This is a genomic window from Phyllobacterium sp. P5_D12 (genome assembly GCF_054049495.1).
This window is the reverse complement of the sequence record NZ_JBFUMG010000347.1, coordinates 1-4,900: the sequence shown is the minus strand read 5'-3', so window position 1 is coordinate 4,900 and position 4,900 is coordinate 1. Positions and strand designations below refer to the sequence as shown.

Genomic DNA, 4,900 nt, shown 5'->3' with positions numbered 1-4,900 from the left:
TGTAATTACCGTTAGGCCCGAGCGGACGTTTTGGGAAAAGGTTCTCATCCTTCACGCGATGACGGAGGTGACCGAAAAGCGAAGTATTGAAGAAAACCCCGAACGGAAAGTTCCCGATTTAAACCGCTATTCACGCCACTACTATGATGTTCACCAGATCTGGACGCATCCCGATTATGGCAAGGCGACAGCATCCATGGTTGATCTCGCGGAGGCGTGCCGGAAGCACAAGGAACTGATGTTCCGGGCGCCGGACCATAGATATGACCGGGCCGTACCCGGCACCTTCCGACTGGTTCCCACGACTGGTATGCGCAAGAAACTCTCGGCCGACTACGAGAGAATGTCCGCCATGATCTTCGGGACGCCGCCCGAATTCAAAACAGTGATGGCCAGCATTTACGAGCTTGAACAGGTCCTCAACACCGTTGGCCGAAGCTGACCAGGACGATGACGCCGCATCCGCACTATGCCGCTCACTAGCAGAGATGGCGGACGAGGATGATGTGCGCCGGGAGGGCGCAGCAGAACTCCCCGAGGATATCAGGCGCTTGGTGGCGACCGCGCCGCCCGAGATCTGGCCCATCGTATCGCCTGATAGGGACCGGCGTGATGCCGGTCAACAACTCAATCGAAACGTTTTAGACTTCACGGATCGATCCGGGGTTATACCTCAATTGACCGTCCGGTTCGAGGTGCGGTGGTAGCGTCAGAGCGATGTGGATTGGGTCCACCCTGCCCCGAACGGACACGCGAAATGGGCAGCCACGGGTAAACGGCGCCGGTCAATGCCTCACCCTGATCCGGCCGTTCAGATTCGAGGATATTACGCCACCAACGGCCCGGACATTCTCAAACCAAAGCGGCTCCCCCTCACTGACGGGGCATGCGGAGGTGCACTGGCTACCTCAGGGGGCTGTCCCGGCCCTGATACCCTGGTGTCGTTTTGCAGTTACTCGAGAGATTCCGTCCAACAATGTCAACATCTAACGCTCGTCGAGAATAGTGTGTTTGGCTTGAAGATCCGGCGTTTGTCGGCCGGTGAGGCGCAAGACAGGGCGATACGCACTCGATCTGGTTGGGCTCGACCGGGCAAGCGCTTTCTCGACAAACTTTCGGGCAGTCCTCGACAGCGCGTGGCACCTGCGTGTTGCTCGTCTGCAATCGACCGAAGTCGGTGTGAGAGCATGCAAATCGAAATCAAGCGCATCCAACGAGCGACGATCGTTTTCGTCACTCACGATCAGGATGAAGCTTGGCTTTGTCCAAAATCTTTTCGGCTCACCCAGTTGCTGGATATGGACCGCATTCATGAGGCAAATTCGGCTTCTCCGCACTTTCCAATCCGCGCGAAACTAGGCATGCTGACCCATACTTGGCTACTTGCGWACAATTCGGTTCGGCGGAGGCCGTTACATCGGAGGAGCTATGCCCTTGCCAATGGTAACGAGGGAGGCTTGATTGCCTGGGTCCGTTTTGATCATCACGTCGCAACCAAGCTCCAGCGCCGTTCGGTCGGCAAGTACATACCGCACGATCGGCGCGCTATCTGGCACGCCGATGAGAAAGCTTTTCCTGCCGCCGTCGTAGCTAACCGTGAGTATGCGGCCCGACGTACCAGATATCGCCGATACGCTGCCATTGACCATTTTGGTACCAGTCAGCGCCGCACCTCATCGTGGCTTGCAGACCTCGCCTAACGAGCGGTGGGATTTGATCAGGGTGGAGCACTTCCCTCGCCCACTTGACCGCCGGCCCCGCCATTCCGAGCGCGTCACCATAAAGAAGCGGGTCACTGAAACTGTGCCTGGTGTCCTGCTGCCCCACGGTGACCAGCATGGGCGTCTTGGCAATCTTGGAGTGCAGAAGAGCGCCCATGGCGTGCCCCAGACCTCCCGCCGTATGGAGGTTGACGAAAGCTGGTCTACCGCTTGCTTTGGCGTAACCATCAGCCATCGCCACGACAGCTGTTTCTTGAAGACCAAGTATGTACTGGATTTCGGGAAACTGCCGGAGCGCGTGCATGATCGGCATTTCGGTAGTCCCGGGATTACCAAATATGTACTTGATGCCAGCGTCGGTGAGCACCTCCAAAAGTAATTGTGATCCTGTGGTCATTCCATGCTCCTGGTTATCAAATGCCTGGCATCGAGGGAGACGCCGGTGACGTCACGATTCCATTCGATGGTGCTGCAAGACGACCGCAATGGTGTCCTTGTGAAGTCGACTGCGGCCAATCTGGTGTGGCAGGTAACCATTGGAAACGCGATCATCAAGGTTTTCCGAAAGGGGGGCTCTGACGCTGTTCCGTCGAGATCGGTGAAACCTAGGTTTGGGTAATACTAAGCGCAGACAAACCGACAGCAGTTTTTTCCGCGGGGACCTCTGAGATTGACGATACAGGACGCCGGCCCAATTGGCTTGAGACGGTGACAGCGACCTTCCCCAGCTTTGGAAGATCGACACCTGTCGATACACCCATGCCCTCCAGCATATAGACGAGCTCCTCTGTCGAAACATTTCCGGTCGCTCCCTTTGCATAGGGGCACCCCCCTAAACCGCCGACGGATGCGAGGGTGCGGATCATCTTTTTTCCTTTGCTGTATAGACAGGCAGCGGTTGTCCGCTTATCCCTATACGCATCACATGACGTGTTCGTGACGGCAGCCCCTGTTTGGAGAATTCAATGGACTGGCACATTCAGGGAGGGCGCATTCTTGCCGACCAGAAGCTTGCAACACGGGATCTGAGTGTCACGGCCGGTGTCCTGACAGAGGTTCCCGCTCGGAATGTATCCGTGATCGATGCCTCTGGCCTGCTTGTGCTTCCGGGAATAGTCGATATTCATGGCGATAGTTTCGAGCGGCAAATCATGCCTCGCCCAGGTGTTCACTTTAACATCGCTTTGGCGCTGAGGGACACCGACCGTCAGCTTGTCGCCAATGGTATAACCACAGCCTTTCACGGTATCACGGTGTCGTGGGAACCCGGACTGCGTTCGGTCGAAGCAGCCGAGGAGCTGATCAGCGTACTGGTCGGTATCCGCGATAATCTAGCATGCGACACGCGTGTGCATCTGCGCTGGGAAACTTTTGCACTTGATCAAATGGCAAAAGTCATGAAGTGGCTGTCGCTCACCCCGCGACCGATCCTCGCTTTCAACGATCATACCACCGGTTCGGTGCTGAAGGGCACAATCGCCCGCAAGATCGGACAGATGGCCGAACGGTCCGGCCTGAACCGGAACGACTATATGTCATTGCTCGACCAGGTTTGGTCCCGCCGGGACGATGTGCCGATGGCAATCGAGGCACTGGCCTCGGCCGCGAGGGCAAACGGAAATGTTCTGCTTGCCCATGACGAGACATCGCCTGAAGACCGTGTGTATTTTCGTGCGCTGGGTGCAAAGGCCTCGGAATTTCCTCTGACCGTCGAAACGGCGAAAATTGCCCGGCAAAAGAGCGAAGACGTGATCCTTGGTGCGCCCAATGTCGTGCGCGGCGGCAGCCACAATGGTGCACTCAATGCCGCCGAAGCCATCAGAGCCGGGCTCTGCACGGTGCTGACCAGCGATTACCACTATCCCTCGCCATTGCACGCAGCCTTCAAACTCTCTTCTCCCTGTGCGGGCGATTTTCCCTTGATTTGGGACCTGGTCTCGGCAAATCCAGCCCGCGTGGCAAGGCTCGATGATCGCGGATCGCTCGATGCCGGGCACCGGGCAGATCTGATTCTTGTCAACGCAGATGATCCGGCGCATCCGCATGTGGTTGCAACAATGGTCAATGGAGAGATTGTCTATTCCTCCGGGCGTCTCCGGGTAAGATCGGCCCACGGTGTATCAATTGCCGCGGAATAAGCCGTCATGACCCAGAAAATTATAAATCCGGCACAACTTGAGCGCAGCGGCGATAGTCTTTCAGCCTTTGACGGACTGGTCTTCCGGCCGCGCAGTGACGCTCCAATCTGGCAGCAAATTTACGACCACATTCTTGGATTGATCGAGGATGGCTTTATTCAACCGGGTAGCCAGCTTCCCGGTGAGACGCATCTAGCGGAGAAACTAACAGTCACACGCATTACGCTTCGTCAGGCGCTACAACAATTGCAACAGGAAGGTCACCTCACTGCTCGCAAGGGCGTGGGGATCTTCGTGCGCAACTTGCCCTCCACCTTCACGGTTCGGGACGGGCGGCGCTTTCTCGATAGCTTCGAAACCCACGGCGAGGTGGTCGATACCCAGACACTGCTGATTATCCGCGAGCCGGCCGGACCGGCTGTGGCAACGCGGCTCCGTCTCGTACCGGAGACCACCATTATCCGGCTATGCCGGACAAGGACTTCCGGCAAGCAGCCGGTTTACGTCAATACCAAAGTCTTTCCGGCAGAGCTCTTTCCCGATTTCGAACAGATATACGGCGTGCGCCAGTCGGTCACCGATGTTTTCCGCGCCCACGGTATCGAAAATTACCGGCGGATCGAGACGCGGATCAGCGGCGGCTTCGCCTCCTCTGATGAAGCGCAAATCCTTCAGCTGACACCAGGAACGCCGGTGTTCCACGTCAATGCCATCAATGAAGACGGCGATGGCGTGCCCATCGAATGGACGCGCGGCAGCTGGCCGCTGACCTCCGTCGAATTCATATTCTGATTGTTTTTCAATTGAGCCGCTTCGGCACGGGCAGAGCAACTTACCCTGAGCTCTGGCGAGGTTGGCCAATATTCAGCAGTTGGTCGGGAAAGCCATTTCTGATGGTGAGCCATTTATCCTGGATGAGGCACAGAACGCGCCGCAACTCCTAAGGGAGACGTGCCAGAACCCTGTTTGCCCGATTTGTTCAATCTCAAAACTGCCAGCAACCCTTCCTTTGAAAATGCCGATAATGTCAGTCTTTTGCCC

Annotated in this window: 5 protein-coding genes; 3 read left to right on the top strand and 2 right to left on the bottom strand. The window is 56.8% G+C overall.

Annotated elements, in window-relative coordinates; genetic code table 11:
• Positions 1-442: nucleotidyl transferase AbiEii/AbiGii toxin family protein (locus ACXJ5O_RS19040; protein ID WP_457301266.1), on the top strand; the 442-nt coding region annotated here is incomplete at its 5' end.
• A 1,148-nt stretch (positions 443-1,590) separates the two neighbouring features.
• On the opposite strand, the gene ACXJ5O_RS19035 is transcribed toward ACXJ5O_RS19040, so the two are convergent.
• Together ACXJ5O_RS19035 and ACXJ5O_RS19030 are read right to left on the bottom strand one after the other, a co-directional pair.
• Positions 1,591-2,118, bottom strand: a complete 528-nt coding sequence (locus ACXJ5O_RS19035) for a thiamine pyrophosphate-binding protein (protein WP_457301265.1) — start codon at positions 2,116-2,118, stop codon at positions 1,591-1,593.
• 208 nt (positions 2,119-2,326) lie between these two features.
• On the bottom strand, positions 2,327-2,587 hold the full coding sequence (locus tag ACXJ5O_RS19030; protein WP_457301264.1) for a hypothetical protein: 261 nt from the start codon (positions 2,585-2,587) through the stop codon (positions 2,327-2,329).
• Positions 2,588-2,686: 99 nt separating this feature from the next.
• Here ACXJ5O_RS19030 and ACXJ5O_RS19025 point away from each other — a divergent pair, with 99 nt between their 5' ends.
• Together ACXJ5O_RS19025 and phnF are read left to right on the top strand one after the other, a co-directional pair.
• Positions 2,687-3,859 carry an alpha-D-ribose 1-methylphosphonate 5-triphosphate diphosphatase gene (locus ACXJ5O_RS19025; protein ID WP_457301263.1) on the top strand — a complete coding sequence of 391 codons (1,173 nt, stop codon included), beginning with the start codon at positions 2,687-2,689 and terminating at the stop codon, positions 3,857-3,859.
• A 6-nt stretch (positions 3,860-3,865) separates the two neighbouring features.
• Complete coding sequence (gene phnF, locus ACXJ5O_RS19020; protein ID WP_457301262.1) at positions 3,866-4,651, top strand: phosphonate metabolism transcriptional regulator PhnF; 786 nt, start codon at positions 3,866-3,868, stop codon at positions 4,649-4,651.
• Positions 4,652-4,900: the final 249 nt, after the last annotated feature.